The organism is Nostoc sp. CHAB 5715 (assembly GCF_020829685.1).
GTDB lineage: Bacteria > Cyanobacteriota > Cyanobacteriia > Cyanobacteriales > Nostocaceae > Nostoc.
The window spans coordinates 1-2,036 of record NZ_JAIVFR010001189.1; the positions used below are offsets into that span (position 1 = coordinate 1).

Here is a 2,036-nt window from a genome sequence, read left to right on the forward strand (position 1 = left end):
GATATCCGGTTGGAATACGATCGCAAAAAGGATGAATCGGCATCTGTAGAGGCATCCCGCAACTTTGCTAACAAGTTGTGGAATGCTGCCCGGTTTGTGATGATGAATTTGGATAGACAAACGCCGCCCTAAAACATTCGGATGTTGCAATATCTTTACCACCTTCTCCATTTGGGAATAGTCCCCAGTTAAACGACAAACTGCGGCAATGGCAGCACTTGCTGTGGGTGGATCGGTATCATCTACAAATTTGCGAATGCGTTCCAGGGCAGGTTGATAATTAAACTTTGTTAATGTATGAATAATCACTCGATAGGTTTGCCCTGGCTTGTCCAGCAATTGAGCAACATCTTCTAAGATGCCAGGGTCTTGAGTACCAATTTCACCGATCGCCCAAACAGCATTTTCCACAGTGTAGCAGTCTTCATCAAAAAGACAGGTGCGGATCACTGGCAGGGCTGACTGAGCTTGCAGTCGCCCCAAAGTCTCTACCGACTTGCGGCGGACGATGCGGTTATCCAACGAGGGATCAGTGTGCTGCACCGCCCGTATCAGCGCCTTAATTGATCGCTCTGTGGAAAAATTGACTAAATGAGAAGCGGCAATATAACGTGAATCATCCTCACTCAATTGGTCTTGAGGCGTATCCAAAAGAGCGATCGCCTGGTCTTCTGTGAGATTAAAAAAATTAAAAAAGCGTTTATCCACCATATTATATAGATATATCAACTTGCCGAATCTTATTAAAACAAAACAAACCCAGAAATTCTTTGCCATTACTCAACCTTAACAGGCAAAGCAAAGAGCCAAGAACCTCCAGGCTTGTAGGGTCACAATATACCCTTGCCACCAAATGACAAGTTTGGCAACTAACTAGGAGAGAGAGTTAATAGCGTAGTCCAGTAAAGCATTGTACTCAGTCAATGCTTGAGCAGACAGATCACGAGGCGCACAACCACGGTTACGAGCAAAGCTTAAAGCTTCAACGTAAGGAGCAGTGGGCAAGCCCAAAGCGCGATAAACTTCACGTTGTCCAGCAATACCCCACTCATCCAATGGGCCAGTACCGCCAACTACCAAGCTGTATTGAATAAGGCGCAGGTAGTGCTTGATGTCACGAGCGCACTTCGACTTGAAGGTATCGGTGGAATTAGCTTCACCAGCGTTGTTCAAGTAGGAATACTTCTTGATGGCAGCATTGTAAGCTTCGTTTGCGACTGCATCAATGTTGTTAGCTAGCTTTTCAGCAGCTTCCAAACGAGCAGATGCACGTTGGATAGAACCTTGTACTGATTCTAAATCAGAGGTGCTGGGGAAACGACCTGCGGCATCAGCAGATGCAATAACGGTGGTAACAACTGATTTCATTTCTTAAATCTCCCAAAAGGCTTTTAATTTAAACTGTGTTGGATGTCAATCTGTTGAGTGAATTGCAAATCGCAAATTAATTAGCTCAGAGCAGAAATTACGCGATCAAAGTAGCTAGAAGATTCAGCAACCAAGCTAGCGCAACGATCTTCTACGACAGGAGAACCCATCTTACGCAATTTGGCACCAGCACGAGCCTCACTGGGGGTGTCTTGAATGTGAGCAGCTGCACACGCCTTCATGATTTGAACGGCACGCACGGTAGAGGTAGTGGGTACGCCGAGAGCTGCATAGGTTTCTTTCAAACCGTTCAAACAACGATCATCTAGAACTGAAGCGTCACCAGCTAATAAAGCGTAGGTTACATAGCGTAAAATGATTTCAGCATCGCGCAGACAAGCAGCCATGCGACGGTTAGGATAGCAGTTACCACCAGCTTGGATCAAACCTTGGTTTTCGCAGATCATTCCAGCAACAGAATCAGAGACGATGCAGCTAGCGTTGCTAGCGATCGCATTTACAGCATCCAAACGTCTGTTACCATTAGCAACGAAGGCTCTGAGGGCAGCAATATCAGATACGCTAGAAGTGCTGGCATCTGCTGTAACTACTGCTCTAGAAAAAGCGTCAAGTACCATTTCGCTCTCCTTGAATACGGGTTATCTGTA

The 2,036-nt window shown here is 45.8% G+C and carries 3 protein-coding genes; all 3 read right to left on the bottom strand.

What is annotated here, in order from left to right:
• On the bottom strand, positions 1-708 hold a 708-nt coding region (locus LC574_RS37540; RefSeq protein WP_229458690.1), incomplete at its 3' end, for a HEAT repeat domain-containing protein.
• 165 nt (positions 709-873) lie between these two features.
• The gene (gene cpeA, locus LC574_RS37545) at positions 874-1,368 is read right to left on the bottom strand and encodes a C-phycoerythrin subunit alpha (RefSeq protein WP_229458688.1); all 495 of its coding nucleotides are present in this window, start codon (positions 1,366-1,368) and stop codon (positions 874-876) included.
• A gap of 80 nt (positions 1,369-1,448) precedes the next feature.
• Positions 1,449-2,006, bottom strand: coding sequence for a C-phycoerythrin subunit beta (cpeB, locus tag LC574_RS37550; RefSeq protein ID WP_229458689.1), 558 nt, complete (start codon positions 2,004-2,006; stop codon positions 1,449-1,451).
• Positions 2,007-2,036: the final 30 nt, after the last annotated feature.